This window comes from Nonomuraea solani (assembly GCF_900108335.1).
GTDB classification, from domain to species: domain Bacteria; phylum Actinomycetota; class Actinomycetes; order Streptosporangiales; family Streptosporangiaceae; genus Nonomuraea; species Nonomuraea solani.
The window spans coordinates 141,632-167,090 of sequence record NZ_FNVT01000017.1; the positions used below are offsets into that span (position 1 = coordinate 141,632).

Annotated in this window: 21 protein-coding genes; 10 read left to right on the forward strand and 11 right to left on the reverse strand. The window is 71.1% G+C overall.

Translation table 11 applies throughout. The features are described from left to right. The first annotated feature begins 25 nt into the window (after positions 1–25). From C4V41_RS43200 to C4V41_RS43210, 3 genes are read left to right on the forward strand one after another with little or no spacing between them, the layout of a single operon-like run. Positions 26–1,801 (forward strand): ABC transporter ATP-binding protein, encoded by a 1,776-nt coding sequence (locus C4V41_RS43200; protein ID WP_200824610.1) that lies wholly within the window; start codon positions 26–28, stop codon positions 1,799–1,801. 48 nt (positions 1,802–1,849) lie between these two features. After that, on the forward strand, positions 1,850–2,683 hold the full coding sequence (locus C4V41_RS43205; RefSeq protein WP_327537506.1) for an NAD-dependent protein deacetylase: 834 nt from the start codon (positions 1,850–1,852) through the stop codon (positions 2,681–2,683). 5 nt (positions 2,684–2,688) lie between these two features. Next, positions 2,689–3,063 (forward strand): YchJ family protein, encoded by a 375-nt coding sequence (locus C4V41_RS43210; RefSeq protein WP_103961835.1) that lies wholly within the window; start codon positions 2,689–2,691, stop codon positions 3,061–3,063. Positions 3,064–3,067: 4 nt separating this feature from the next. On the opposite strand, the gene C4V41_RS43215 is transcribed toward C4V41_RS43210, so the two are convergent. The 4 genes from C4V41_RS43215 to C4V41_RS43230 are packed head-to-tail and all read right to left on the reverse strand — an operon-like array spanning position 3,068 to position 7,698. After that, positions 3,068–4,882 (reverse strand): glycoside hydrolase family 2 protein, encoded by a 1,815-nt coding sequence (locus tag C4V41_RS43215; RefSeq protein ID WP_235030748.1) that lies wholly within the window; start codon positions 4,880–4,882, stop codon positions 3,068–3,070. A 13-nt stretch (positions 4,883–4,895) separates the two neighbouring features. Next, positions 4,896–5,738 (reverse strand): carbohydrate ABC transporter permease, encoded by an 843-nt coding sequence (locus C4V41_RS43220; protein ID WP_103961836.1) that lies wholly within the window; start codon positions 5,736–5,738, stop codon positions 4,896–4,898. Continuing rightward, a complete protein-coding gene (locus C4V41_RS43225; RefSeq protein ID WP_103961837.1) occupies positions 5,735–6,664 on the reverse strand; it encodes a carbohydrate ABC transporter permease in 930 nt (309 codons plus the stop codon). Before C4V41_RS43225 ends, C4V41_RS43220 begins: the two co-directional genes overlap by 4 nt. Further along, the gene (locus tag C4V41_RS43230; protein ID WP_103961838.1) at positions 6,661–7,698 is read right to left on the reverse strand and encodes a LacI family DNA-binding transcriptional regulator; all 1,038 of its coding nucleotides are present in this window, start codon (positions 7,696–7,698) and stop codon (positions 6,661–6,663) included. The genes C4V41_RS43225 and C4V41_RS43230 overlap by 4 nt, the downstream gene beginning before the upstream one ends. Before the next feature lie 150 nt (positions 7,699–7,848). On the opposite strand from C4V41_RS43230, the gene C4V41_RS43235 reads away from it, so the two are divergent. Next, a complete protein-coding gene (locus C4V41_RS43235) occupies positions 7,849–9,312 on the forward strand; it encodes an ABC transporter substrate-binding protein (protein WP_103961839.1) in 1,464 nt (487 codons plus the stop codon). A 28-nt stretch (positions 9,313–9,340) separates the two neighbouring features. Beyond that, positions 9,341–10,768 (forward strand): sulfatase-like hydrolase/transferase, encoded by a 1,428-nt coding sequence (locus tag C4V41_RS43240; RefSeq protein ID WP_268808800.1) that lies wholly within the window; start codon positions 9,341–9,343, stop codon positions 10,766–10,768. Between the two features lie 57 nt (positions 10,769–10,825). Here C4V41_RS43240 and C4V41_RS43245 read toward each other — a convergent pair whose 3' ends face one another. From C4V41_RS43245 to C4V41_RS43265, 5 genes are all read right to left on the reverse strand, one after another. After that, the gene (locus C4V41_RS43245) at positions 10,826–11,656 is read right to left on the reverse strand and encodes an SAM-dependent methyltransferase (RefSeq protein ID WP_103961840.1); all 831 of its coding nucleotides are present in this window, start codon (positions 11,654–11,656) and stop codon (positions 10,826–10,828) included. A gap of 68 nt (positions 11,657–11,724) precedes the next feature. Continuing rightward, positions 11,725–12,720 (reverse strand): LacI family DNA-binding transcriptional regulator, encoded by a 996-nt coding sequence (locus tag C4V41_RS43250; protein ID WP_103961841.1) that lies wholly within the window; start codon positions 12,718–12,720, stop codon positions 11,725–11,727. Beyond that, a complete protein-coding gene (locus C4V41_RS43255) occupies positions 12,717–13,595 on the reverse strand; it encodes a carbohydrate ABC transporter permease (RefSeq protein WP_103961842.1) in 879 nt (292 codons plus the stop codon). The genes C4V41_RS43250 and C4V41_RS43255 overlap by 4 nt, the downstream gene beginning before the upstream one ends. After that, on the reverse strand, positions 13,595–14,479 hold the full coding sequence (locus tag C4V41_RS43260; protein ID WP_103961843.1) for a carbohydrate ABC transporter permease: 885 nt from the start codon (positions 14,477–14,479) through the stop codon (positions 13,595–13,597). The genes C4V41_RS43255 and C4V41_RS43260 overlap by 1 nt, the downstream gene beginning before the upstream one ends. Further along, entirely contained in the window at positions 14,476–15,801 is a 1,326-nt protein-coding gene (locus C4V41_RS43265; RefSeq protein ID WP_103961844.1) for an ABC transporter substrate-binding protein, read from the reverse strand. The genes C4V41_RS43260 and C4V41_RS43265 overlap by 4 nt, the downstream gene beginning before the upstream one ends. Positions 15,802–15,982: 181 nt before the next feature. On the opposite strand from C4V41_RS43265, the gene C4V41_RS43270 reads away from it, so the two are divergent. From C4V41_RS43270 to C4V41_RS43290, 5 genes are all read left to right on the forward strand, one after another. Then, complete coding sequence (locus C4V41_RS43270) at positions 15,983–17,968, forward strand: beta-galactosidase (RefSeq protein WP_103961845.1); 1,986 nt, start codon at positions 15,983–15,985, stop codon at positions 17,966–17,968. A 9-nt stretch (positions 17,969–17,977) separates the two neighbouring features. Further along, positions 17,978–19,078 (forward strand): glycoside hydrolase family 53 protein, encoded by a 1,101-nt coding sequence (locus C4V41_RS43275; RefSeq protein WP_103961846.1) that lies wholly within the window; start codon positions 17,978–17,980, stop codon positions 19,076–19,078. Positions 19,079–19,161: 83 nt separating this feature from the next. Next, positions 19,162–19,800, forward strand: a complete 639-nt coding sequence (locus C4V41_RS43280) for a nitroreductase family protein (protein WP_103961847.1) — start codon at positions 19,162–19,164, stop codon at positions 19,798–19,800. 53 nt (positions 19,801–19,853) lie between these two features. Then, entirely contained in the window at positions 19,854–20,897 is a 1,044-nt protein-coding gene (locus C4V41_RS43285; protein ID WP_103961848.1) for a uroporphyrinogen decarboxylase family protein, read from the forward strand. A 31-nt stretch (positions 20,898–20,928) separates the two neighbouring features. Next, entirely contained in the window at positions 20,929–21,759 is an 831-nt protein-coding gene (locus C4V41_RS43290; protein WP_103961849.1) for an SAM-dependent methyltransferase, read from the forward strand. On the opposite strand, the gene C4V41_RS43295 is transcribed toward C4V41_RS43290, so the two are convergent. Both C4V41_RS43295 and yicI read right to left on the reverse strand, forming a co-directional pair. Then, positions 21,756–23,147 (reverse strand): GH1 family beta-glucosidase, encoded by a 1,392-nt coding sequence (locus tag C4V41_RS43295; protein ID WP_103961850.1) that lies wholly within the window; start codon positions 23,145–23,147, stop codon positions 21,756–21,758. The genes C4V41_RS43290 and C4V41_RS43295 overlap by 4 nt on opposite strands. Before the next feature lies 1 nt (position 23,148). After that, the gene (yicI, locus tag C4V41_RS43300) at positions 23,149–25,428 is read right to left on the reverse strand and encodes an alpha-xylosidase (protein ID WP_103961851.1); all 2,280 of its coding nucleotides are present in this window, start codon (positions 25,426–25,428) and stop codon (positions 23,149–23,151) included. Positions 25,429–25,459: the final 31 nt, after the last annotated feature.

The following is a 25,459-nucleotide window of genomic DNA, read 5'->3' on the forward strand; positions in this document are numbered from 1 at the left end:
GGTGTGGCCCGGCGGGAGGCGGCGGATGCGGCCGGTGATGCTGGTGGCCACCCGGCTGGCCACGTTCGACCTGCGCAGATACCTGATCGGCGCCCTGCTGTGGCTGCCGGTCCACGTCGTCCCGCTGGCCGGAGGGCTGGTGCTGCAGCGGGTCTTCGACCAGATCAGCGGCCACCAGCCGGCGGCCCTGCGGGCGACCCTGTGGTTGTGCGCGGCGTTCGTGGGCGTGGAGCTCGTCCGCGGGGTGATCATCGTCATCGCCTGGACGTACGGGGTCTACTGGTGGAACGCCGCGGCGGTCCTGCTGCGGGCCAACGTGCTGCGCTCCATCCTCACCGCGCGCGGCCCGGCCGCCGCCCGGCTGCCGCACTCCTCCGGCGAGGGCGTGGCCCGCATGCGCGACGACGTGGCCGACGCCGTGGACTTCACCGACGAGAGCGTCAGCCTGGTGGGCACGGTGCTGTTCGCCGCCGCGGCCCTGCCGATCATGGCCTCCGTCGATCCCGTCATCACGCTCGTGCTGGTCCTGCCGATGATCGTGGTGGGCGTGCTGAGCCGGACGATGCGGCGTACCGTGGCGAGACTGCACGGGCGGGCCAGGCGGCTCGGCGCGGCCGTCACGGCGTACGTGGGGGAGATCTTCGGCGGCGTGCTCGCGCTCAAGACCGCCGGCGCCGAGGCGGCGGCGCTGGAGCGGCTGCGCGCGCACAACCGGCGGCGGCGCGCGGCCGCGGTCAAGGACCGGCTGGCCACCGACCTGCTCGACGCCGTCACGACGACCACCGTCGAGCTCGGCATCGGGCTCGTCCTGCTGCTGGCCGCGCCCGCCATGGCCCGCGGCGACTTCACCGTGGGCGACCTCGCGCTGTTCACGAGCTATATCGGCTGGCTGACGGCCCTGCCGAGGACGATCGGGACGGTGCTCTACCGGCTGCCGCAGGCCGCCGTCGCCACCGAGCGGCTCACCCGGCTCATGGCCGCGTACGAGGACGCCGATGATCTGTCGCGGGGCGCCGACGTCTGGCTGCACCGCGATCCGCCGCCCCTGGCGCCGCCGCCCGAGCACGACGAACCCCTTCGGGTGTTCGAGGCGCGCGGGGTGACCGTGCGCGGGGTGCTGCACGGGGTCGATCTGCGCGTCGAACGCGGCTCGTTCACGGTCGTCACCGGGGCCGTGGGCGCGGGCAAGACCACGCTGGTACGCGCCCTGCTCGGCCTCCTGCCCCTGGACGAGGGCACGATCACGTGGAACGGCACCCCGGTCGAGGACCCGGGCACCTACCTGGTCCCCGGCCGGGCCGCCTACGCCGGTCAGGTGCCCAGGCTGTTCTCGGAGACCCTGCGGGAGAACCTGCTGCTCGGCCGGCCCGCGAGCGACGGCGCCGCCCGGCGGGCGCTGGAGCTGGCGGCGTTCGACCGGGATCTGGCGGCGCTGCCGGACGGGCTCGGCACGGTCGTCGGGCCGCGCGGCACCCGGCTGTCCGGCGGCCAGGCGCAGCGGGCCACGGTCGCCCGGGCCCTCGTACGCGAGCCCGACCTGCTCGTCGTGGACGACGTGTCGTCCGCGCTGGACGTCGAGACCGAGCGGCTGCTGTGGGAGCGGATCGCCGGGCGCGGCGGCCCGGAGACGGTCCTGGTCGTCTCGCACCGGCAGGCCGCGCTCGAACGCGCCGACCAGGTGATCGTCCTGGACCGCGGCCGGGTCGCCGGGCGGGGCCGGCTCGGCGACCTGCTGCGGGACTGCCCGGAGATGCGGCGCCTGTGGCACGCCGAACAGATCGCCGAAGCGGAAGAACGCTGAAGCACCGTGGCGGAGGAGCACACCGGTGGCTGAGGCACCATGGAGGATGTGACATCAAGCACCATGCGGGTGGCGGAGCTGGCCGAACTGGTCGCCCAGGGAGGCGTGGCGGTGCTCAGCGGGGCCGGCCTGTCGACCGAGTCGGGCATCCCCGACTACCGGGGGCCGACGGGCCTGGCCAGGAAGGCCGAGCCGATGACCTACCAGCGGTTCGTCGGCAGCGCCGAGGCGCGGCGGCGCTACTGGGCGCGCAGCCACGTCGGCTGGCGCCAGATCGGCCTGGCCCGGCCCAACGACGGGCACCGGGCCGTGGCCGAACTGGAGCGGCGCGGCCTGCTGGCCGGCATCGTCACCCAGAACGTGGACGGCCTGCACCAGGCGGCCGGGGCGCGCCGGGTGATCGAGCTGCACGGCGGGCTCGACCGCGTCGTCTGCCTGTCGTGCCGGGAGCGCACCCCCCGCGCCGAGCTGGAACGCCGCTTCCTGGAGGCCAACCCGGACTGGGCGGCCAGCGGCCGGATCAACCCCGACGGCGACGCCGTGCTCACCGACGAGCAGGTCGCCGGGTTCCGCGTGGTCGACTGCACCGGCTGCGGCGGGCTGCTCAAGCCCGACGTGGTGTTCTTCGGCGAGAACGTGCCCAAGCCGCGCGTGGACGAGTGCTTCTCCATGGTCGGCGGGGCGCGGGCGATGCTCGTGCTCGGCTCGTCGCTGGCGGTCAGGTCAGGGCTGCGGTTCGTCACGAGGGCGGCCGCGCTCGGCCTGCCCATCGCGATCGTCAACCAGGGCCCGACCGGCGGCGACGGCGACGCCGCGCTCACCCTCGACGCCCCGCTCGGCCGTACGCTGACCGATCTCACCACCAGGCTCACGGCAGAATAGGGATCATGTCTGCGCACACCTGCCTCTGCGGCCTGCCCGTCCCCTACCCGGCCTGCTGCGGCAAACTGCACCGGGGCGAGGCCGCGACCACGGCCGAGCAGCTCATGCGCTCCCGCTTCACCGCGTTCGGGGTCGGTGACGAGACCTACCTGCTGCGCACCTGGCACCCGTCCTCCCGCCCGCCTCACATCGGCCTGGACAAGCGGGTGCGGTGGGTGCGGCTGGAGGTGCTCGAAACCACCGGCGGCACCGTCGTGCACACGGAGGGGACGGTCCGCTTCCGCGCCCACTATGTCGACCGCGGCAAGCCGGGCGAGATGGAGGAGAACAGCAAGTTCGTCCGCGTCGAGGGCCAGTGGATGTACGCCGGCATGGCGTAGCCGCTCAGTCCCTGGGCGAGGTCCGTTCGATGGCCGCCGGGCGTCGCTGGGCGGCGCGGATGCGGGAGACGTCCAGCTTGCTCGTACGGTCGAAGCGGTAGATGCCGTTCTGCTCCTGGAAGACGTCGGTGAGCTGCGTGTAGCAGTAGCCGAACATCCGGGGGTCGTCCAGCAGCACCCCGACCAGCCCGGCGAACCGTTCCTGGAGCTCCTCCTCGCTCGTGGGCCGCTCGCCGTATCCCCAGGAGTTCTCCTCGGGACGCGCGTCCGGGTTCCACCAGATGCCGCCGAACTCACTGCAGAAGTACGGCTGGCCCTGGTACGGCACCGACCACGCCGTCCCGTCGGGGTCGGCGTTGACGTACGGCCTCCCGTCGGCCAGGCCCGCCATCAGCTTGCCGAACGCCACGGGATCCTGCTCGTAGCAGTGCGAGTCATAGACGTCGGCGCCGGGCACCCGGTGCGCGTAGCCGGAGGCGTCGACCACCGGCCGGGTGGGGTCGGCCGCCTTGGTGGCCAGGTACATACCCCAGGTGACGTCGTCGAGCACGGTGATCTGGTCGGTCGTCCTCTGCCACGTCTCGTTGAGCGGGCACCAGCCGACGATGGAGGGGTGGGAGTAGTCGCGCTCGACCGCCTCCAGCCACTGGGTCACGAACGACGCGGTCGGCCGCTGGTTGTCGCCGGCCGGGCCGCCGGTGCGGGCGCCCCAGTCGCCGAACTCGCCCCAGACCAGGAAACCCGCCCGGTCGGCGTGGTAGAGGTAGCGCTCCTCGAACACCTTCTGGTGCAGCCGGGCGCCGTTGAACCCGGCGGCCACGGCCAGCTCGATGTCGTGGCGCAGGGCCTCGTCGGACGGCGCGGTCATCAGGCCGCCGGGATGGTAGCCCTGGTCGAGGACCAGCCGCTGGAAGAGCACGTCGCCGTTGAGCAGGACGGCGTGCCCGTCGATGGTGACCGAGCGCAGACCGGCGTAGCTCTGCGCGGTGTCCACCACGGCGCCGTCGCCGTCGAGCAGGTCGATACGCAGGTCGTACAGGTGCGGGTCCTCGGGGGACCACGGCCGTACCCGGTCCTCCGGCAGCGGCAGCCACACCTCGGGGGTGAGGTCGAGGTCGGCGCGTGCCCGTGCCGACGCGACGTCGCCGTGCCGGTCCGAAATCGTCACCTGGACGCGGTGCCCCGGCCGGTTCGCCGACACCGGCACGGTCACCCGGAACGCGGACGCCGCGACGTTCGGCGTGATCCGCGGCCGGCCCAGGTGCGTGCCGGGCACGGGCTCGCACCACACCGTCTGCCAGATGCCGGTGGTGCGTCCGTAGAGCGCGCCGGTGCCCTCGAAGCTGGTCGCCTGCTTGCCGCGCGCCTGGGGGCCGGAGCGGGAATCGCGGGCGCGCACGACGACGGTGTACGCGTGCGCAGGATCGGCCACGGCGGCCAGGTCACAACTGAACGAGGTGAACCCGCCCCGGTGCCGGCGGACCTCGACCCCGTCCACCCACACCGTGGCGTCGTGGTCGACCGCCTGGAAGTGCAGCAGCACCCGCCGCCCGGCCCAGTCCTCCGGCACCCGGACGGTACGCCGGTACCAGACGGCCGGATGGAAGTCCGGGTCGCCGATGCCGGACAGTTCGGACTCAGGGCAGAACGGCACGACGATCTCGCCGGTCAGGTCCCGATCGAGCAGGCCGCGCTCCAGCCCGGAGTCGCCGGCGTCCCGCTCGAACTGCCAGGTTCCGTTCAGGCACCGCCACGCGGTACGGACGAACTGCGGTCGCGGGTATTCAGAGCGGGGGACGATCTCGGACACGTTGCTCACTTTCTCAATGGGGTCAGGATTTGACGGCACCGGCGATGCCCTCGACGAAGTAGCGCTGCAGCGCGATGAACAGGGCGACGACCGGCAGTAGCGAGATCGTCGCCGCGGCGGCCATGCCGCCCCAGTCGGTGGTGTTCTCGCCCACGAAGGCGAGCATGCCGACGCTGACGGTGCGCAGGTCGGGCCGGGAGAAGGTGAAGACCAGCGGCAGGAAGAACGCGTTCCAGGTGGACAGGAACGTGAGCACGGTGACGGTGGCCGTGACCGGCTTGGCCAGCGGCAGCATGATGCGGAAGAAGACGGTCCAGAAGCCGGCGCCGTCGAGGAGCGCGCTCTCGGTCAGCTCCTTGGGGATGCCGCGGAAATAGCCGGAGTAGAGCAGGATCGCGGCCACGTTCGCGGCGCCCGACATCGCCAGGATCATGCCGGTCAGCGAGTTCAGCATGCCGAGCTTCTGGGCGATGTCGACCAGCGGGATGATGGTGTAGCCGGACGGCACGAACAGCGTGGCGACCAGGAGTCCCATGACGATCTTGCGGCCGCGGAAGTCGTGGCGGGCGAGGGCGTAGCCGGCCATGGCGCACCGGACGACCACGATCACCACCGTGCACACGGTGACGATCACGGTGTTGAGCAGATATTTCCCGAACTGCGCCTCGCCCCACGCGCGCTCGTAGTTGTCCCACGCCAGGGTCTCCGGCAGCAGGTCGAGCCCCTTGGTGAACACCTCGGCCGACGTCTTCAGCGACGCCGACACCATCCACAGGAACGGGTAGATCCAGATCAGGCAGCCGATGGCGAGCACGGCGGCGGCGATCCACCAGGGCAGCCGGCGCAGCGCCTTGGCGGGGTTCATGCCGCTCTCCTGGCCTTGCGGGTGGCGCGGACCGCGAGCAACTGCAGCAGGCCGACGACGCAGATGAACAGGCCGAACAGGACGGCGGCCGCCGACGCGTACCCGAGCCGGGGGATCGTCGCGGCGAAGGCCCACCGGTAGATGTACACCTCGATCACCTCGGTCGAGTAGAACGGGCCGCCCCCGGTCATGGTCAGCACGAGGTCGAAGACCTGCAGCGACGCCTCGATCGACAGCAGGGTGATGATGACCAGGAACGGCTTGAGCAGCGGCATGGTGATGTGGCGCAGGATGGCGAGGGCGCCGGCGCCGTCGAGGCGCGCCGCCTCGTACACCTCAGCCGGCACGGTCTGCAGCGCGGCCAGCCAGTAGACCAGGGTGATCCCGAACCACTTCCACACGTAGACGGCGATCGTCGTGCCCAGGGCCGTCGACGACTGCCCGAGGAAGTCGATGCCGTCCGGCGCCAGACCGGCCTCGCGCAGCGCGGTGTTCACCGGGCCGCCGGCCGGGTCGAAGACGAACTGCATGACCACGCCGACGATCGCCGTGGTGGTGACCACCGGCAGGAACAGGGCGGTCCTGAACAGGTTGCGCAGCGGCATGTGGGGCGAGTTGAGCACGATCGCGATCAGCAGCGTGGCCAGCACCTGGACGGGCACCGCGACGAGCATGAACGTCAGCGTCAGCCGGAACGAGCTCCAGAACATCGGGTCGGCCAGGACCTCCTGGTAGTTGGCCAGGCCGATGAACGTCGCCCCGGCGTCGAACCCGTTCCAGTCGGTGAGCGAGTAGACGTAGCTGCCGACGATCGGGTAGACGGTGAACGCGCCGTACAGCAGGACGGTCGGGGTCAGGAACAGCCAGACGTACAGGGTGGTGCGGTCGCGGCGCCGTCGCGCCGCGGACGGGAGCGCGACGGTCATTCGCCGGCCTCTGGAACGCCCGCGGTGCTCTCGTCGATCATCAGCCGCCACGGCGCCTCAAGCTGCACGGCCGGGCTCTTGTCGCCTTCGACGCGCTCCAGCAGCCGGGTCACGGCGAGCTCGGCGATCCGCGCCTTGTCGGGGACGACGGTGGTCAGCGGCGGGGTGGCGAACCGGCCCTCGTCGATGCCGTCGAACCCGGCGACGGCGACGTCCTGCGGCACCCGCAGCCCCCGGGCCAGCACCGCCCGCATCGCCCCGAGCGCGAGCAGGTCGTTGTAGCAGAACACCGCGTCCGGCGGCTCGGCCAGGTCGAGCAGGCGCTCCATGGCGTCCCGGCCGTCCTGGCGCTGGTAGCGTCGCACGCGCACGGTCAGCTCGGGCCGGATGGGCAGGCCCGCCTCGGTCAGCGCCTGCTCATATCCGGCCGACCGATGCGCGGCCGTCGCCCGGGCCGGCCGGCCGGCCGACGCCTTCGGTCTGTGCGGTACGCCGATGGCGGCGATCCTGGTCCGGCCCAGCGAGATCAGGTGCTCCGTCGCCGCCTTGGCCGCGGCGGTGTCGTCGATGGCGACGTGGTCCACGCCCTCCACCTGCACCTCGCCCAGCATCACCGCCGGGCAGTCGCCCGCCCAGCTGCGCAGCTCGTCCTCGGTCAGGCCGAGCGGGCTGAAGATGAACCCGTCGAACAGGGCCGACCGGTCCCGCCGCATCAGTATCTGCCGCTCGCGCTCCGCCGACCCCTCGGTGCGGTCGAGGAGCACCGTGTAGCCGCGCTCCTCGGCCTGGTCGACCACGTGGGCGGCCAGTTCGGTGAAGTACGGCACGTCCAGCGGCAGGACCAGGGCCAGCAGGTTGGAGCGCCCCCGGTTCAGGCTGCGCGCCGCCAGGTTGGGCCGGTAGTCGAGTTCGTCCAGGGCCCGTTGCACCTGGGCGCGGGTCTCTTCGGACACGTAGGCGAAGTTGTTCACGACGTTGGAGACGGTCCGTACGGAGACTCCCGCCCGGCGCGCCACGTCACGTTGTGTCACCACAGTCGTTCACCCTCCTGTCGGGAGTCGAGGACACCAAGTTGCTGAAGAAGAGTCTTGCCGCGCGGCATGCCGCGTGGCAAGAATGAGTTTGCCACGCGGCAACATCGATTAACCAGACCTTCACGGCCGCGGGGGTGAAAGGCAGGACCGATGACCGCGATGACTCGGCGGGGTTTCCTCGCCGCTGCGGGAACTCTGGCCGTCGCGACGGCGACCGGCGCGTGCGGCTCCGGCGGCTCCGGCGGCGGGGTCGGTGGCGCGGGCAACTCGCTGACCTGGTGGGACCACCAGAACCAGTTGCAGAAGGCGAAGGCGGAGATCTTCGCCACGTTCGCCAAGAGCCCTGGCGGCGTCCCCGTCCAGTACAACTACTACAACCCCGCCAAGATGGGCCAGGCGCTGCAACTGGCCAAGCAGAGCGGCCAGCTACCGGACGTGCGCACCAACGCCGGACTCAACCTGCCCGCCGCGGCGCTCGTCGCCGCCGGGTGGTCGCAGCCGCTGGAGCTCACCGACGAGGCCAAGGCCCGGGTCCAGGACTCGCTCATCGAGGGCCTGCACATCTTCGACGGCAAGATCCACGCGTTCCCGATCTTCAGCCATCAGACCTACTCCTCGGTCACGTGGTTCAACACGGAACTCGTCTCGCGCGCCGGGCTGGACCCGGAGGCGCCGCCGAAGACCTATGACGAGTTCCGGGCCGCGGCCAGGAAGGTGCAGAGCTCGGCCGGCGGCGGGACGTACGGCTGGGTGTGGAACATCGGCATGCCGAACCGGCTGGGCGAGCAGGTCAACGACCTGGCGCAGGCGGGCGGGTTCGCGGGGTTCGCCGGAGTGCTGTACAGGAACGGCGAGTTCGCCTTCCACGCCGACGAATATCTCAACGTGATCGAGTTCCTGGTCTCGCTGCGCCAGGACAAAGTGCTGGTGCCGGGGGCGAACTCCTGGCTCGACGACGTGGCCAGGGCCCGGTGGACCGCCGGGATCGCGGCCTACTACTTCGACGGGCCGTGGTGCCCCGGGGTGGCGCTCAAGGACACGGCCGCGTTCGGTGAGAAGCTCGGCGTGGGGCCGATCCTGATGCCTGAGGCCGGGGCCGCCGTGGCCACCTACCACGCGCCGCAGGCCGGGGACTACTGGCTGTCGTCGGCGAGCAAGAAGGCCGCGGTGGCGAGCAGGCTGCTGAGCGAGCACTTCACCACGGAGGAGTATTCACGCACGGTCGCCGGGACCATGTCGCAGCCTCCGCGCGACATCTCCGTCGTCGGCGACTCCCAGGCGCACCCCGCGTACAAGAAGCTGGTCGGCTGGTTCAAGGAGAGCGTGTTCCTCGCCCCCGAACCGATCGCCGGGAACAAGGACATCGGGCAGGTGCAGATCGAGATGAAGCCGGTGACCCCCACCCTCGGCGACATCGTGCAGGGCGCGCTCACCGGCGACGTCACCGACGTCCGCGCGGCGCTGACCAAGCTGTCCAGCGACAGCGCCAAGCAGCGCGACGCGGCCATCGCGGCGGCCAAGCAGAAGGGCGCGCAGGTCGGCCAGGACGACTTCGCCTTCCCCAACTGGAAGCCGCGTTCGGACTACCTCAAGCCGATGTACGCCAAGCGCTAGCGGAGCCCCTGTGAACCGACCGAACATCGTGCTGATCATGACCGATCAGCAACGGGCCGACTGGACCGCCGCCGGCGGTTTCCCGCTGGACACCATGCCCTTCCTCGACGGGCTGATGGACACCGGCGTCCGGTTCCGGCGCGGATACACCACGTCCCCGCTGTGCGTGCCCGCCCGGGTCAGCCTGCTCACCGGCCGCTACCCGTCCGCGCACCGGGTCCGGCAGAACAGCGCCGCGCGGCACGTGCTGCGCGGGGCCGACCTCGTGGACGTGCTGCGCGACGCCGGGTACGCGCTGCACCTGGCGGGCAAGACGCACTTCTACCGGCAGGCCGCGGACTTCGACACGTTCGCCGCGCCGTACTGGCACGACCGCGGCCCGGCCGGCCACGAAGGGTTCGAGCGGTGGCTCGAAGGGCTCGACCACTCGGTCGGTCACGAGCCGACGCCGTTCCCGCTGGAGCGCCAGTCCCCGTACCGGATCGTCTCGGACGCGATCAGCGCCATCGAACAGACGCCCGCCGACCGGCCGGTCTTCACCTGGCTGTCGTTCCCGGAACCGCACAACCCCTACCAGGTCCCGGAGCCGTACTTCAGCCTGTTCGACCCGGACGACATGCCGGAACGGCTCGCCGGGCCGGAGGCGATCGAGCGCAAGGGCGGCACCTACACCTGGCTGCGCGACCTGATCGAGGAGAAACGGCCCGGCTACGACGCCGAGTGGCGGCGCTACCGCGCCAACTACTGCGGCATGCTCCGGCTCATCGACGACCAGTTGCGCCGGTTCTTCGCACATGTGGGGGAGCGGGAGACGCTGGTGTTCTTCGTCGCCGACCATGGCGACTACACCGGCGACTACGGGCTGCAGCGCAAGGGCGCGGGCATGGCCGAGCGCCTGATGCGCATCCCGTTCGCGGTGACCGGGCCGGGCGTGCGGGCCACGGTCAACGGCGCCGACTTCGTCTCGCTCGCCGACCTGCTCCCGACGATCTGCGACGCCATCGGCGCCGAGATCCCGGCCGGCGTCCAGGGCCGCAGCCTGTGGCCCATGCTCACGGGGGAGCCGTACCCGGCCGAGGAGTTCGCCACCGGGTACGGCGAACGCGGGTTCGGCGGGTTGTCCTACGGCGCGGGGGAACGCCCGCCGCTGCATTTCCCGTACGAGGGCCGCACCTTCGACGAGCTCAACACCGTCACCCAGTCCGGGACGACGGTGATGCTCCGCCGCGCGGAGTGGAAACTGCTCCTCGACGAACGCGGCACCGGCGAACTCTACGACCTGGCCACCGACCCCGCCGAACTGGACAACCGCTACGACGACCCCGCGCTCGCCGGCGTCCGCGCCGCCCTCACCACGGATCTCGCCCGCTGGATGATCCGCGTCCGGGACGACCTCCCCCAGGGGGCCTACACCCTCAAACGGGCCCCGCACAACTGGCACCACACCCCGGACTGACGGCCGCACCTCCCGCCGTCCTCAAAGGGGGGTCTCAGCCGAAGTGCGCCGGGAAGGTCACGGCTTGCGGGCGACGGCTCCGACGAAGGTGTGGTACGTGATGCCGGGCTCCGCCTGGTCAGCCGAGCCGGGCCGCCACTCCGGCAGCGGCACCAGGCCCGGCTCCAGCAGGTCGAGGCCGTCGAAGTAGGCCAGGATCTCCTCGCGGGTGCGCCACCGGCCCGTGCCCAGCGTCTCGTTGAAGATGCGCTCGGCCGCGAACGCCTGCCGGGACACCTCCGGATGGGCCAGGCCCGGGTTGTGAAAGTGGGAAGCGGCCAGGTGGCTGCCCGGCGCCAGGCGGCTCATCATGCGGGCGGCGATCCCGGCCGGGTCCTCGTCGTCCGTCAGGTGGTGCAGGATCGCGAACATCAGCAGCCCCACCGGGCGTGAGAAGTCGATGAGCCGCCCGACCTCCGGATCGTCGAGGATCGCGTCCGGCCGCCGCAGGTCGGCCTCGACGACCGTGGTGCCGTCGTCCACGGCGAGCAGTGCCCGGGCGTGGACGAGCACGACCGGGTCGTGGTCGACGTAGACCACCCGGGTGCCCGCGGCGGCCGACTGGGCGATCTCGTGGACGTTGCCGCGCGTGGGCAGGCCCGAGCCGATGTCCAGGAACTGGCGGATGCCCGCCTCCGCCGCCAGGAAGCGGACCACCCGCCCGAGGAACTCGCGGTTGGCGCGCGCGGCCTCCGGGGCGTCCGGGGCGATCACGAGCGCCCGCTGCGCCATCTCCCGGTCGGCCTCGTAGTTGTCCTTGCCGCCCAGCATGAAGTCGTAGACGCGGGAAACGTTGGGCTTGGTGGTGTCGACCCCTGGTGGCGCCTGTTCCCGTTCGTCGTCAGCCATGGGAGGCTCCTTCGGGTACGCCGATGGCGCGCCGATCGTAGCGCTGAAATGTCGCGAATGCCCTGGGATCAGGCCGACTCGCGGATCACCAGTTCCGTGGGCAGTATCACCGGCTCGACCGGCCCGGCCCCGTCGATCAGGGCCAGCAGCAGCCGGATCGTCTCCTGCGCCATCTCGGCCAGCGGCTGCCGGATCGTCGTCAGCGGCGGATGCGTCGAGATCGCCACCGACGAGTCGTCGAACCCGCCCACCGCCACGTCCTCCGGCACCCGGCGGCCCGCCGACCGCAGCGCGGCCAGCGCCCCGGCCGCCATCAGGTCGGAGGCCACGAAGACGGCGTCGATGTCGGGGGCGCGCTCCAGCAGCTCCAGCATCGCCCGCTCGCCGCTGGCCTGCGTCCAGTCGCCGTGCGCGATCAGCCGCTTGGTGGCCTTGCGGCCGAGCACGTCGGCGAAGCCTTCGAGCCGCTGGATGCCGCCCGGCGTGTCCATGGGCCCGGTGATCATGGCGATGCGCTTGCGGCCCTGGGCGACGAAGTAGCCGGTCATCTGGCGGGCGCCGAGGCGCTCGTCGGCGGCGGCGTACGGGATGACGGTCTCGCGCCCGATGACCGCGCCGCAGGAGACGGCCGGCGGGCCGGTGCGCAGCGCGTCGAGCAGCGGGTCGCCCGCGTGCGTCGAGACCAGCAGCACGCCGTCGGCGTGGCCGCCGCGCACGTAGCGCACCACCCGCTCGCGGTCGCCCTCGTCGCCCGCCATCATCATCACCAGCGACAGGTCGCGCTCGGCCAGCATCCTGATCGCCACCCGGATGAGCGTGCTGTAGTTGGGGTCCTCGAACAGCTTCTCGTGCGGCTCCGACAGGACCATGACGATCGAGCCCGTCCGCTGCGTGACCAGGCTGCGTGCGGCGCGGTTGACCACGTAGCCGGTCTCCGAGATGGCCCTCTCGATGGCCACGCGCGCCGCCGGGCTCACGTATTTGTCCCCGTTGAGCAGGCGGGACACCGTGCCGCGGGAAACGCCCGCGGCGGCGGCGACATCGTGGATCGTGGGGCGCTTCATTTGACGGCTCCGGAGGACAGGTCGGTCTTCCAGTATCGCTGCATCGTCAGGAAGAGCGCGATCAAGGGCACGATCGACAGGAAGGCGCCCGTCAGGATGAGGTTGTAGAGCGAGGGCTGGTTCGCCCCGGCGGCCAGCAGCGTGTACAGGCCCACCGTGAGCGGGAACTTGCCGTCGTCCCCGAGCATGATGAACGGCAGCAGGAAGTTGTTCCAGATGGCCACGAACTGGAACAGGAAGATCGTCACCATGCCTGGCACCATCAGCGGCATCGCCACCCGCCACATCAGGTGCCCCTCGCTCGCCCCGTCGATCCGCCCCGCCTCCAGCAGGGAGTCGGGGATGGCCGCGGCGGCGTAGATGCGGGCCAGATAGATGCTGTACGGGTGCAGGATCTGCGGCAGCAGGACCGCCCAGTAGCTGTCGGCCATCCCGATCTTGGAGAACAGCAGATACTGCGGGATCGCCAGCACCACGGCGGGCACCAGGATGCCGCCGATGAGCAGGTTGAAGATCAGATTCCGGCCGGGGAAACGATATTTCGCCAGCGCGTACCCGGAGATCGCCGAGACCGCCGTGGACAGCAGCGCGCCGCCGCCCGCGTAGAGCAGCGTGTTGCCGGCCCAGAGCCAGAACACGCCGTCCCGGTAGGCGAACAGCTCCCTGATGTTGTCCAGGAAACCGGTGCCGAGGGCGAGCGTCGAGGTGCTGAACAGCTCGCCCGGCGACTTGGTGGCCGCGATCAGCACCCACGCCACCGGGAACAGGCAGTAGATCGCGCCGATGAGCAGCAGCGCCGTCGGCACGACGCCGATCGCGCCGCCCGCGCCCACGCGGGCCCGCCGGCGCGTTGAAGCGGCGGTGACCGTGGCCATCAACCCTCCCCGAAGGCGCGGTTGCGGACCACGCGCAGGAATCCGAACGACAGGACGAGTGAGATCGCCGCGATGACGATCGAGGTGGCCGCGGCCGAGTACAGGTCGCCGGTGACGAACGCGTCGCGGTAGACCTTCATCAGCGGGCTCCACGTGGAGCTGATCGTGTTGGTCAGCGGCCGCAGCGTGGTGGGCTCGGTGAAGACCTGGATGGTCGCGATGATCGAGAACACGGTGGTCAGGATGATCGCCGGAGTCAGGATCGGGATCTTGACCCGCAGCGCGATCTGCGTCTCGGAGGCGCCGTCGAGCCGCGCGGCCTCGTACAGGTCGCGGGGGATCGCGCGGAGCGTGGTGTAGAGGACGAGCATGTTGAAGCCGACGCCGCCCCACACCGCCACGTTCGCCATCGAGTACGTGACGGTGGTGGCCCCCAGGAAGTCGACGTCCAGGATCGCACGGAACGGGCTGAGCGAGGGCAGGTAGAGGAAGCCCCACAGCAGCGTGGCCGCCACGCCCGGCACCGCGTACGGCAGGAAGATCGCGATCCGCGAGAACCGGGCCAGCCGCACCCGCGCCGAGTCCAGCAGCAGCGCGAACAGCAGCGCCAGCCCCAGCATCACGATCAGCACGAGCGCGCCGTAGCCGAGCACCCGCAGCCACCCGGTCCACAGCTCGGAGTCGGCGAGGGCGGCGGCGAAGTTGTCGAACCCGACGTACACCTCCCGCCGCGCCCCCTTCCCCAGCCCGAGCCCGGAGACCCTGGTGCGGCGCATCGCCAGGTAGACGGTGTAGCCGATGGGCACCGCGAGAAACAGCGTGAACAGCACGATCGCGGGGGTCAGGAAGAGGTACGGCCAGACCCCCCGCTCCGATCGCTTCATGAGGCGAGCTGGAAGCCGGACTTGCGCATGTCGGCGACCGTGGCGTCCTGCATGCCCTGCACGGCCTCGGAGAACGGGCTGCCGTTCTGCAGCGCCTTGTCGAAGCCGTCCTTGAAGGCGTTGTAGGTCACGCCGACGTTCGGGCCGAAGGTGAACCCGCGCGCCCCGGCGGACACGGTCGCGGCCTGCTGCCAGAAGTCGGGCTGGTTGGCGAAGTATTCGGGCGCCTCACCGAGCGCCGACTGGGCCTTGGTCGCGGCCGGGTAGATCGCGGCCTCCTTGACCAGCAGCTCGATGGCGGCCGGGTCGGTGTTGAGCCAGGTGGCGAACTGGGCGGCGGCGGCCTTGTTCGGCGACTTGGCCGACACGGCGGTGGACGAGCCGCCCCAGAACCCGCTGAAGCTCTCGCCGGCGTTCCACTGCGGCAGCGGCGCGACGGCCCACTTGCCCTTGGCCTTGGGCGCGTTGCTCGACAGCACGCCCGGCGCCCACACCGCGGACGGCCAGGTCAGCAGCTTGCCGTCGTTGAGCGCCTTGTTCCACTCGGGCGTGAAGAACGGCATGTCGTCGATGGCGCCCTCCTTGACCAGCCCGCCCCAGTAGTCGGCGACCTTCTTGGTGGGCTCGTCGGCGATGTTCACCTTCCAGGACTCGCCGCTGATCGACCACCACTGCGCCCCGGCCTGCTGGGCCAGCCCTGTGAACGCTCCCGGGTCCTTGCTGGAGAAGGTCCCGAGGTAGGCCTTCGGGTCCTTCTCGCGCAACTGCCTGGCCGCGTCGCCGTACTCCTGCCAGGTGGCCGGCACCTTGAGCCCGTGCTTGTCGAACAGGTCCTTGCGGTAGAAGAGCATCATCGGGCCGCTGTCCTGCGGGATGCCGTAGACGGACTCGGTGCCGAGGGTCACCAGGCGCCACAGGCCCTCGCTGAACTCGCCCTTGATCGAGGTGGTCTCGGCCTTCAGGTCGGCCACCGCGTCGGCGGCGATGAACGACGGAAGGTGCTGGTATTCGGCCTGCACCACGTCCGGCGGGTTGCCGGCCTTGGCCGCGGTGAGGAACTTGGCCGCCGCGTCGTCGCCGCCCGCCTGCTTGCTGACCGTGACCTGGATGTTCGGGTTGGCCTTGTTCCAGACCTCGGTGATCTTGTCCATGTTGGGGGCCCAGGTCCAGTACGTGAGCTTGACCGGGCCCTGGGGCGCGGCCGTGGTGCTCTGCGCGGCCTTTGGGCTCTCGGGGCTCTCGGCGGGCTCGCTGGACCCGCAACTCGCGAGGGTGGCCGTGAGTGCGACGGCCAGGGCTGCTCCAAGGCGGTTGGCGCGCATGCGTACCTCCAGAAAGTTCTGTGAACGTGCACAGAGTGGAACAGGGCCGAAACAACCGTCAAGGGGTTGTTATGTTCTCGTTAACACGCCTGCCCCGCCCGCAAATGGGGGAGGGACGGTTCCCTTCGGGGCCTGGTGAGCATTACTGTGCACGTTCACAGAAGCTTTTCGAGGGGGATGGATGTATCCGGAGCGTCCTGCCGGTATCGCCTATGGCGGGGACTACAACCCCGAGCAGTGGCCGCGCGAGGTCCTGGAGGAGGACGTCGTCCTCATGCGCGAGGCCGGGGTCAACCTGGTCAGCCTCGGCCTGTTCTCGTGGGCGCTGATGGAGCCCGAGCAGGGGCGCTACGCGTTCGGCTGGCTGGACGAGATCATCGACCGGCTGCACGCCGGGGGCGTGGCCGTGGACCTGGCCACGCCGACCGCCGCCCCGCCCGCCTGGCTCGTCGCCCGGCACCCCGACGTGCTGCCCGTGACCAGGGAGGGCGTGCGGATCGGGTTCGGCGGCCGGCAGAGCGCCTGCTCCAGCGCCCCGGCCTTCCGCGAGGCGACCGCGCGCCTGGTGCGGGCGATGGGGGAGCACTACCGGGGCCATCCCGCCGTCGTGATGTGGCACGTGCACAACGAATATGGGGCGCCGCTCGGCGAGTGCTACTGCGAGCACAGCGTGGCCGCGTGGCGCGAGTGGCTCCGCCACACTTATCGCGATATTTCGGCTCTTAATGAGGCGTGGGGCACGACCTTCTGGGGCCAGACCTACACCGACTGGTCCCAGATCGACGCCCCCCGCGCCAACCACACCGCGATCAACCCCGCCCAGCGCCTCGACTACGCCCGCTTCAGCGACGGCCAGCACCGCGAGCACTACGCGCTCCAGCGCGACATCCTGCGCGAGCTGACCCCCGGCCTCCCCGTGACCACGAACTTCGCCGGCACCGTCAACTGCAAGTCCGCCGACCTGTGGCAGTGGGCCCGCGAGCTGGACGTGATCGCCAACGACCACTATCTCAAGGCCGAGCGGCCCGACAACCACATCGACCTGTCCATGTCCGCCGACCTCGCGCGCTCCGTGGCGGGCGGCGCGCCGTGGATGCTCATGGAGCACTCGGCGGGCGCGGTCAACTGGCAACCGCGCAACATCGCCAAGCGGCCGGGGGAGATGCGCCGCAACAGCCTGGCGCACGTGGCGCGCGGCTCGGACAGCGTGCTGTTCTTCCAGTGGCGGGCCTCGCGGTTCGGGGCCGAGAAGTTCCACTCGGGGCTGGTGCCGCACGCCGGCACGGACTCCGAGCAGTGGCGCGAGGTGGTCCGGCTCGGCGCCGACCTGCGCAAGCTCGACGGGGTGCGGGGCGGCCGGGTGCGGGCCGAGGTGGCGATCGTGTGGGACTGGGAGTCGTACTGGGCGCTGGAGCTGGACTGGCGGCCGTCGGTGGACCTGACGTTCAGGGAGCGGGTGGACGCCTTCTACGAGGCGCTGTGGCGGGAGCACGTGACGGTGGACTTCGTCCACCCTTCCGCCGATATTTCGGGGTATCGGGTGGTGGTGGCGCCCAGCGCGTACCTGCTGACCGAGGGCTCCGCCAAGAACCTGCACCGGTACGTCGAAGCCGGCGGCAACCTGCTCGTGTCGTATTTCTCCGGCATCGTGGACGAGTACGACACCATCCACCCCGGCGCCCACCCCGGCGCGCTGCGCGAACTGCTCGGCCTGTCGATCGAGGAGTTCCACCCGCTGCGCGAAAACGAGACGGTCCCGCTGTCCGGTGGAGATCCGGCCCGGGTGTGGTCCGAGCGGGTCCGCCCGGCCGGCGCGGTCACCGTACGGGACTTCGCCGGCGGGCCCGACGCCGGTCACCCCGCCTTCACCCGCCACGACCTGGGCGCCGGCACCGCCTGGTATCTGGCCACCGCCCCCGTCACCGGCCTGCGCGACCTGCTCACGCAGGTGCTCGACCACGCGAACGTGTCCCGTCCGCGCGGCCTCCCCGAAACCCTCGAACTGGTGCGCAGGGGCGGCCACGTCTTCCTGATCAACCACGGCGACGAGCCCGTCACGGTCGAGGGGGTGAGCGGCACCGGCGTGTTCGACGGAGCGCGCCACGACGGCGCCGTCACCGTCGCGCCCGGCGCGGTCACGGTCGTCGCGGAATCCCCCCATCCCTAGGGAGACCCGATGAAACGCGTCCTGACCACACTGCTGTTACTGGCCGCCCTCCTCATCGTGCAGCAACCCGCCCACGCCGGCGGCCGCCTCCAGATCCGCGGGGCCGACATCTCCAGCCTCGCCAAGTCGGAGGCGTTCGGCGGCGTCTACCGCGACGCCCGCGGGCGCAGGGGCGACGCGCTGCGCATCATGGAACGGGCGGGCCTCAACTACATGCGGCTCAAGGTCTGGGTGAACCCGGCCGACGGCTACAACACCAAGGAACGGGTCCTCGCGGTGGCCAGGCGCGTCAAGGCGCAGGGCATGAAGCTGCTCATCGACTTCCACTACTCCGACACCTGGGCCGACCCGGGCAAGCAGTTCAAGCCGGCCGCCTGGGCGGCGCTGCCGTTCGAGCAGCTCAGGCAGGCCGTGTACGACCACACCTACGACGTGCTCAGCGCGCTGCGCCGCCAGGGCACCACGGCCGACATGGTGCAGGTCGGCAACGAGATCAACGGCGGCCTGCTCTGGCCCGACGGCTCCAACGCGAACTGGCCGAACACGGCCGCGCTGCTGAACGCCGGCTACGACGCGGTCAAGCGGGTGTCGCGCTCGACCAAGGTCGTGCTGCACCTGGCCAACGGCGGCGACAACGGCCTCTACCGGTGGTGGTTCGACAACGCCGGCGCCCACGGCATCCGGTACGACGTCATCGGGCTGTCGTACTACGGCTACTGGCACGGCACCCTGGAGGCATTCCAGGCCAACATCAACGACGTCGCCACCCGGTACGGCAAGCCGGTGGTCGTGGTCGAGACCGCGTACCCGTTCACGACGGCCGACGACGACGGCTGGGAGAACATCATCACCTCGGGCGAGCCCTTCCCCGGCTACCCGGCCACCCCGGAGGGCCAGTCCGCGATGCTCACCCGCGTCGCCGACATCGTCCGCGCCGTCCCGGACGGCCTGGGCCTCGGCCTGTTCACCTGGGAGGCCACCTGGACCGGCGTCAAGGGCAACGGCTGGGACCCGGCCGACCCGACGACCGGCAACGGCTGGGAGAACCAGGCCCTGTTCGACTACGACGACCGGGCGCTCCCGGCCATGCGGGTGCTCGGTCACCTGTGACCGGGCGCGCGGCCCCGACCTGTGGCTCGGCGCGGCCTGAAGCCCTCTCGGCGGATCACCCGCCGAAGCCGCATGATGGGCACATGACGATCGAACCGGACGAGCTGCTCACCACCACCCGCAGCGTACGCAAGCGCCTCGACCTCACCCGTCCCGTCCCGCCGGAGCTGGTCCGCGAGTGCCTGGAGATCGCCCTCCAGGCACCCACGGGCGGCAACCGGCAGGAGTGGCACTGGATCGTGGTCACCGATCCCGGGCTGCGCAAGACGATCGGCGACTACTACGGGCGCTCGTGGCGCCGGTACTACGAGTCCGGGTCGTCCGCCCGGGGGCTGTTCCAGGACGATCCGGTCAGGTCGGCGGCCCAGGCGCGGGTGTCCGACAGCGCCACGTACCTGGGCGACCACATGGGGGAGGTCCCCGTGCTGGTGATCGGGTGCATCAAGGTGGGGGGCGGGCTGCCGCCGGGCAACCAGGCGGGGCTGTGGGGGTCGCTGCTGCCAGCCGCCTGGAGCTACATGCTGGCCGCGCGGGCGCGAGGGCTCGGTACCGCGTGGACGACGTTGCACCTGGCGTACGAGAGCGAGATCGCCACGCTGCTCGGCATCCCGGGCGACGTCCGGCAGGGGGTGCTGCTGCCCACCGCGTACTACACGGGTGAGACGTTCAAGCCCGCGAGTCGGCAGCCGCTGGAGGAGGTGCTTCACGCCGATCGCTGGTAACGCCCTCGCGGCGGGCGCACAGTGGAGGTCACGACCGATGTGAAGGAGGGCCCGTGATCTCCTTGCCGCCGCTGCCGACCTCGCTGGTCGGCAGCTACGCCCAGCCCGACTGGCTGATCGACCGCGCCAAGCTGGCCGGCCGGTTCCCGCCGCGCGTACGGGCGAAGGAGCTGTGGCGGGTCCCGCCCGACCTGCTCGCCCAGGCCCAGGACGACGCCACCGAGCTGGCGATCAGGGCCCAGGAGCGGGCCGGGCTGGACATCGTCACCGACGGGGAGATGCGCCGCGAGAGCTACTCCAACCACTTCGCCACCGCCCTGGACGGCATCGACCTCGACCACCCGGGCACCGCCCTGGACCGCAGCGGCCACCCCAACCCGGTCCCGCGCATCACCGGCCCGATCCGCCGCCCGCGGCCGGTCGAGGTGGACGACCTGCTGTTCCTGCGGGCGCGGACCGAGCGCGTGATCAAGATGACGGTGCCGGGGCCGTTCACGATGAGCCTGCAGGCGCAGAACGACCACTACCCGGACGCCGAGGCCGCCGCCATGGACTACGCGGCGGCGGTCAATGCCGAGATCCGCGACCTGTTCGCGGCCGGGGCCGACATCGTGCAGATCGACGAGCCGTACATGCAGGCCAGGCCGGACGCCGCGCGCGCCTACGGGCTGGCCGCCCTCAACGCCGCACTGGACGGCGTCACCGGGACGACGGCCGTGCACATCTGTTTCGGGTACGCCGCGATCATCCACGAGCGGCCGGAGGCGTACTCGTTCCTGCCGGAGCTGGCCGGCTGCCCGGTCCGGCAGGTGTCGATCGAGACCGCGCAGTCCGGGCTCGACCTCGGGGTGCTGTCGGACCTGAAGGACAAGACGATCATCCTCGGGGTGATCGACCTGTCCACACCGGACGTGGAGCCGGTCGAGGTGGTGGCGGGGCGGGTACGCAGGGCGTTCGACCGGGTGCCGCCGGAGCGTGTCGTCATCGCCCCCGACTGCGGGATGAAATACCTGCCCAGGGCGTCGGCAGAGGGCAAGATGCGAGCCATGGCGGGGGCCGCGCGGCTGCTCCGCGAGGAGCTAGGATCATGGCGCTGACCCCCCTGATCTTCACCGCGAGGAGCCCACAGTGCCCGAGAGCGAGCAGGACAAAGCGTTAGCCGAGATCGACACCAGCAAGCCCAGCGTCTCCCGCGTCTACGACTACATGCTCGGCGGGAAGGACAACTACGAGATCGACCGTCAGGTCGCCGCCGCCGCGCTGGCGATCGCGCCCGACGCGCCCCAGGCCGCCCAGGCCAACCGGGAGTTCCTGCGGCGCACCGTGCGCTACCTCACCGCCGAGGCGGGCATCCGCCAGTTCCTCGACATCGGCTCGGGCCTGCCCACGCAGGGCAACGTGCACGAGATCGCCCAGTCCGTCAACCCGGGCACCCACGTCGTGTACGTCGACCACGACCCGATCGTCCTCGTCCACGGCCGCGCCCTGCTGGCCGTGGACGAGACCACCGCGATCGTCAACGCCGACGCCCGGGAGCCGGAGGAGATCCTCGGCGACCCGAAGACCCGCGCCCTCATCGACTTCGACGAGCCGGTCGGGCTGCTGATGTTCGGGATCCTGCACCACCTGTCCGACGACGAGGACCCGGGCTCGGTGCTGCGCCGGCTCGTGGCGCCGCTCGCCTCCGGCAGCCACGTGGTCATCTCGCACTTCCACAACCCGGGCGAGGCGATGCCGGAGGTGTCGCAGCAGGCGTACACGGCGGAGAAGGTCTTCAACGAGCACCTCGGCACCGGGCGGTGGCGCACCCGGGAGGAGATCCTCGCCTACTTCGACGGTCTCGAACTGCTGGAGCCCGGGGTGGTGCCGCTGCCGGAATGGCGGGCCGACTCGGCCGACCACGCCACCCCGGGGATCACCTACCACACCTTCGTGGGGGGTGTGGGGCGCAAGCCCTAGCCGGGCAGCTTGTTGGCCGCGACCACGTCGCGGTACCAGTGGGCGCTGTCCTTCCAGGTGCGCAGTTGCGTGTCGTGGTCCACGCGGACGATGCCGAAGCGCTTGGCGTATCCGTGCGCCCACTCGAAGTTGTCCATCAGCGACCACACGAAGTATCCCCGCACGTCCGCCCCGGCCGTGATCGCCTCGGTCACGGCCGTCAGGTGGCGGTTCAGGTAGTCGACGCGGCGCTCGTCGCGGATCCGGCCGTCGGCGTCCACCTCGTCCGGGAACGCGGCCCCGTTCTCGGTGATCATCAGCGGCAGGTCCGGGTAGTCGCGGTGCAGGCGTACCAGCAGCTCGGTCAGGCCGGTCTCGTCGATGTTCCAGCCCATCTCCGTGTACGGCCCCGGCTGCTTCACGAACTCGACGTCCTCGCAGGCGATCCACGGCGAGGCGGCCCCGTCCTGGTGCCCGTCGGCGGTCTCCCTGGCACTGGCCCCGTCCCACTGACGGACCAGCGTCGGGTTGTAGTAGTTGACCCCGAGCACGTCCAGCGGCTGACAGGCGGCCGCCTCGTCCCCGTCGAGGACGAACGACCAGTCGGTCACCGAGGCGGTGTCGGCGATCAGGTCGCGCGGGTAGGCGCCCTCCAGCATCGGGCCGAGAAAGGCCCGGTTGGACAGCGCGTCCGCGCGCCGCACCGCGTCGGCGTCGCGCTCGGACACGCCGCGCACGTGGTGCAGGTTGAGCGTGACCGACATCCGGGCGTCCCTGGCGGCCGTCGAGCGCAGCGCCTGAACGGCCAGGCCGTGGCCCAGGTTCAGGTGGTGCACGGCGGCCAGCGCGGCGGCGGGCTCGGTCCTGGCCGGGGCGTGCACGCCGGAGGCGTAGCCCAGGTAGGCCGAGCACCACGGCTCGTTCAGGGTGATCCACGTCGCCACCCGGTCGCCGAGCGCCTCGCCCATGAGACGGGCGTACTCGGCGAAACGCAGCGCGGTGTCGCGGACCGGCCAGCCGCCCGCGTCCTCCAGCTCCTGCGGCAGGTCCCAGTGGTAGAGGGTGGCCACCGGGGCGATGTCCCTGGCCAGCAGCCCGTCCACCAGCCGGCTGTAGAAGTCCACGCCCGCCCGGTTGACCGGGCCCTGGCCGCCCGGTTGCACACGCGGCCAGGAGATGGAGAACCGGTACGCGCCGACGCCCAGCGCCGACAGGATGTCGAGGTCCTCCTCCAGCCGGTGGTAATGGTCGCAGGCCACGTCACCGGTGTCACCGTTGGTGACCAGGCCCGGCGTGTGGGAGAAGGTGTCCCAGATGGACGGGCCGCGGCCGTCCTCGTTCCAGGCGCCCTCGACCTGGTAGGCGGCCGTGGCGGTGCCCCACAGGAAGGTGTCGGGGAAGGCGGTCATGTCACTCCTTGGCGCTGAGAGGGATCTCGATGTGGTCGGTGCCGGACGCCGCCGCGGCGTGCCCGCCGGAGCAGCGCAGGTTCCAGGGGAGCGGTGCGCCCTCGACGCGGCGGGCGCGGACGCGCTCACCCTCGCGGGTCACCTCGAACACGGCGGCGGGGGCGCCGTCCAGGCCGGGCACGGTGACGGTACGGGCGGCGCCGTCGGGCAGCTCGTAGACCTCCAGCGTGACGCCGTCGGCGTAGTCGTAGTCGGGCCGGTCCTCGCGGGCTCCCGTCGCGATCACCGCGCCCGGCCGTACGAGCAGTGGCAGGCTGTCGAACCCGTGCCGCTCGGTACGCCAGCCGGGCCCGCTGACCCGCTCCCCGTCGAGCAGCCGGGTCCACACCCCCTCAGGCACGTAATATGAAATATCACCATCTGCCGACAGAACGGGCGCCACCAGCAGGTCGGAACCGAGCAGATACTGGGCGTCCAGGTAGTCGCAGGCCCGATCTCCGGGGAACTCCAGCTGCATCGCCCGCATCATCGGCAGCCCCTCGGCGGTGGCCTGCACGGCGGACCCGTACAGATAGGGCATCAGCCGGGCCTTCAGCCGCGTGAACGCGCGCAGCACGTCCACCGACTCCTCGTCGAACAGCCACGGCACCCGGTACGACCCGCTCCCGTGCAACCGGCTGTGCGACGACAGCAGCCCGAACGCCACCCACCGCTTGAACACCGCCGGATCCGGCCGCCCCTCGAACCCGCCGATGTCGTGGCTCCAGAACCCGAACCCGGCCATGCCGAGCGACAGCCCGCCGCGCAGCGACTCGGCCATCGCCTCGAACGTCGACTCGCAGTCGCCGCCCCAGTGCACCGGCAGCCGCTGCCCGCCGGTCGTGGCCGAGCGCGCGAACAGCACCACGTCGCCCTCGCCGCGCCGCTCGGCCAGCACGTCGTGGACGGTCTGGTTGTAGATCAGGCTGTAGTAGTTGTGCATGCGCTCGGGGTCGGAGCCGTCGGCGTAGACGACGTCGGTCGGGATGCGCTCGCCGAAGTCGGTCTTGAACGCGTCCACGCCGATGTCGAGCAGCCCGCGCAGCTTGCCCGCGTACCACTCGCGGGCGGCCGGCGAGGTGAAGTCCACCAGCGCCCGGCCCGCCTGCCAGTAGTCGTCCTGCCAGACCGTGCCGTCCGGGCGGCGCAGCAGATGCCCGGCCGCCGCCCCCTCCTCGAACAATGCCGACGCCTGCCCGATGTAGGGGTTGATCCACAGGCACACGCGCAGCCCGCGCTCCTTGAGCCGCCGCAGCATGCCCTCGGGGTCGGGGAACACCTCCGGGTCCCACTCGAAGTCGCACCAGCGGAACTGCCGCATCCAGAAGCAGTCGAAGTGGAACACGCTCAGCGGCAGGTCCCGCTCGGCCATCCCGTCCACGAACGACGTCACCGTCGCCTCGTCGTAGTCGGTGGTGAACGAGGTCGACAGCCACAGGCCGAACGACCAGGCCGGCGGCAGCGCCGGGCGGCCGGTCAGCGCGGTGTAACGGCGCAGGATGTCGGCGGGCGTCGGCCCGTGGATGATCAGGTACTCCAGGTCGTGGCCCTCGACGCTGAACTGCACCCGCGACACGGTCTCCGAGCCGACCTCGAACGACACCCGGCCCGGGTGGTTGACGAACACGCCGTAGCCGCGGTTGGTGAGGTAGAAGGGGACGTTCTTGTAGGCGATCTCGCTGCTGGTGCCGCCGTCCTCGTTCCAGACGTCGATCGACTGGCCGTTGCGGACCAGGGCGCCGAAGCGCTCGCCGAGGCCGTACACGAGCTCGCCGGCGCCGAGTCTGAGCTGCTCCATCATGAAGTGCCGCGCGTCCGGGTCGTGCATGATGCCCAGGCTCTTACCGGAGCTGCGGGTCAGCTCCCGGTCGCCGGCGCTGAACGTCATCTCCCACGGCGCGTCCCTGCGCACCCGCACGGTCAGGCCGCCGCTGGTCAGGCCGGCCTCGGCGGCGTCCACGACGATCTTCACCTCCGGGTCGTCGTCGCGCACCGCGAAGGCGGGGGCCTGCGGCACGGACCCGGCGAAGTGCGTGGTCCGCACGCGGATCACGTCCGGCATCGGCGACGACAGGTCCACGGTGATCACCGGGCCGTCGATGGTGTTGCCGCGGCGGGTGATCTCCCGCGTCGGCGCCAGGACGCGCAGCGAGCCGGCGTCCGCGGTGACGTCGTGCGCCGTGACGGCGTAGTCGCCGCGCACGCCGGGGCGCATCCGCCAGTAGCCGTCTTTGAACTTCATGCCAATCCGTTCTTGAGCGACGATCGGGGTG

What these genes read in the sequence shown, in the direction of transcription:
- C4V41_RS43200 (WP_200824610.1), top strand. Translation starts at nt 26, where the DNA reads ATGCGGCCGGTGATGCTGGTGGCCACCCGGCTGGCCACGTTCGACCTG.
- C4V41_RS43210 (WP_103961835.1), top strand. Translation starts at nt 2,689, where the DNA reads ATGTCTGCGCACACCTGCCTCTGCGGCCTGCCCGTCCCCTACCCGGCC.
- C4V41_RS43220 (WP_103961836.1), bottom strand. Translation starts at nt 5,738, where the DNA reads ATGAACCCCGCCAAGGCGCTGCGCCGGCTGCCCTGGTGGATCGCCGCC.
- C4V41_RS43225 (WP_103961837.1), bottom strand. Translation starts at nt 6,664, where the DNA reads ATGACCGTCGCGCTCCCGTCCGCGGCGCGACGGCGCCGCGACCGCACC.
- C4V41_RS43235 (WP_103961839.1), top strand. Translation starts at nt 7,849, where the DNA reads ATGACCGCGATGACTCGGCGGGGTTTCCTCGCCGCTGCGGGAACTCTG.
- C4V41_RS43245 (WP_103961840.1), bottom strand. Translation starts at nt 11,656, where the DNA reads ATGGCTGACGACGAACGGGAACAGGCGCCACCAGGGGTCGACACCACC.
- C4V41_RS43250 (WP_103961841.1), bottom strand. Translation starts at nt 12,720, where the DNA reads ATGAAGCGCCCCACGATCCACGATGTCGCCGCCGCCGCGGGCGTTTCC.
- C4V41_RS43255 (WP_103961842.1), bottom strand. Translation starts at nt 13,595, where the DNA reads ATGGCCACGGTCACCGCCGCTTCAACGCGCCGGCGGGCCCGCGTGGGC.
- C4V41_RS43260 (WP_103961843.1), bottom strand. Translation starts at nt 14,479, where the DNA reads ATGAAGCGATCGGAGCGGGGGGTCTGGCCGTACCTCTTCCTGACCCCC.
- C4V41_RS43265 (WP_103961844.1), bottom strand. Translation starts at nt 15,801, where the DNA reads ATGCGCGCCAACCGCCTTGGAGCAGCCCTGGCCGTCGCACTCACGGCC.
- C4V41_RS43270 (WP_103961845.1), top strand. Translation starts at nt 15,983, where the DNA reads ATGTATCCGGAGCGTCCTGCCGGTATCGCCTATGGCGGGGACTACAAC.
- C4V41_RS43275 (WP_103961846.1), top strand. Translation starts at nt 17,978, where the DNA reads ATGAAACGCGTCCTGACCACACTGCTGTTACTGGCCGCCCTCCTCATC.
- C4V41_RS43280 (WP_103961847.1), top strand. Translation starts at nt 19,162, where the DNA reads ATGACGATCGAACCGGACGAGCTGCTCACCACCACCCGCAGCGTACGC.
- C4V41_RS43295 (WP_103961850.1), bottom strand. Translation starts at nt 23,147, where the DNA reads ATGACCGCCTTCCCCGACACCTTCCTGTGGGGCACCGCCACGGCCGCC.
- yicI (WP_103961851.1), bottom strand. Translation starts at nt 25,428, where the DNA reads ATGAAGTTCAAAGACGGCTACTGGCGGATGCGCCCCGGCGTGCGCGGC.